This is a genomic window from Acinetobacter sp. GN11 (assembly GCF_054823985.1).
Window position 1 is genome coordinate 1 of sequence record NZ_JRVL01000260.1, and the last position, 1,382, is coordinate 1,382.

Below are 1,382 nucleotides of genomic sequence, written 5' to 3' on the forward strand. Positions count from 1 at the left end.
TGAAAATATCAAATTATTATAAAGACTTATCTGCGAAAAATACTTACACCAATAAACGTTGTAAACAAGTTAGGTAATTGAATTAATTATTGCGCTACTGTGTAGGGTCATTATTATAAAAAGTTTTAATGTGGATGAGTTGGGGGAATAGGCGTACCATCGAATAAGCTATCTGTATTTAACCTTTCTACATCATGTACTACTTTCTTTAAGAGAATGAGATGATTGTTGTTACCTTGACCTATAAAAAACCATTAGCCGAAGTTGATGCTGTGCTGAAAGAGCATATTGCATTTTTAGATCACTACTATGAGCAGAAGAAATTTTTGGCATCGGGGCGCCGAGAAAATAGAGTAGGTGGGGTAATTTTAGTTTTAAGTTCTTCGATTCAAGAAGCTGAAGAAATCATGAAAAATGATCCGTTTTATATTCATGATGTAGCTGATTATGATTTTATGTGGTTTGAGCCATCGAAAAGTTTAGAAGAAATTAAAGCATTTGTTTGATTACATTAGAGAACAACTTAAATTTAAGTAGTTCTCTAGTCTTTTTGGTTAATATTTATTATTGCTCAACAATATAAATACTATTTTCGAATACATCTCCTTTACTTGTTTTAACTACACCAACACATAAATTGTCAGGAGTTTGGATAAAAGAAACTAAGGATGTATCTGCATTAGTTTTACAGTTCTTTTGCTTATTCTCATCGAATGCTTTTAAATTTAATTGATGTTGTAAATCTAAAGTGAATACTTGGCTAAGAGCGCTAAATGCTTGGTCTGCTTTTTTCATAAATAATAAATTATTTTGAGCTTCCCATTCAGCTAAAGAAATACGTTCCTTACTTACATAGTGATATAAGCGTTTTGTATCTGCATTATTGTCTGCCGCATTTTTAAATTGGGTCTTTAGACCAAAATTTACTTTTACAATTGGCTTTTCACGGAAAGAAAGGCGTGAATAAGGCACAATTTTAATTTCGGATATCTGATTTAAATCTAGTAGTTTAAGTGTAGGATCTGCTTTATTTTGAGCGAGAGAATCGTTAATTTTTTGATTTATTAATTGGTCAAATTTAATAGGTTGATTGATAGAGCTTTTTTCAATAGCTGAACTATTTGCATTTTTATCAATTGCCATTGCGACTCCTACTCCGATAAGGCCAAACATTCCAGAAACTGGACTGGCCGAAGCACTACTTGCATCACCAACTAATATTTGACTTTCCTTTACAAAGTAATCACCTGCACCTGATTCAGTCATTGAAGAAAGTTGTTCTGAAGAAACAGAAAGAGAGGTTTGTTTACCCGCTGCTGGATATTGAATCGATTTAGTCGTTGCACATCCAGTAAATAGTAATGTTGATATGAGTAATAAAT

At 32.1% G+C, this 1,382-nt stretch carries 2 protein-coding genes; one reads left to right on the plus strand and one right to left on the minus strand.

Annotated elements, in window-relative coordinates:
• Window positions 1–221: 221 nt before the first annotated feature.
• Window positions 222–506 (plus strand): YciI family protein, encoded by a 285-nt coding sequence (locus NL42_RS17765; RefSeq protein WP_016142940.1) that lies wholly within the window; start codon window positions 222–224, stop codon window positions 504–506.
• Window positions 507–564: 58 nt separating this feature from the next.
• On the opposite strand, the gene NL42_RS17770 is transcribed toward NL42_RS17765, so the two are convergent.
• Window positions 565–1,382, minus strand: an 818-nt coding sequence (locus tag NL42_RS17770) for a hypothetical protein (RefSeq protein WP_461313761.1), incomplete at its 5' end; no start/stop codon positions are given.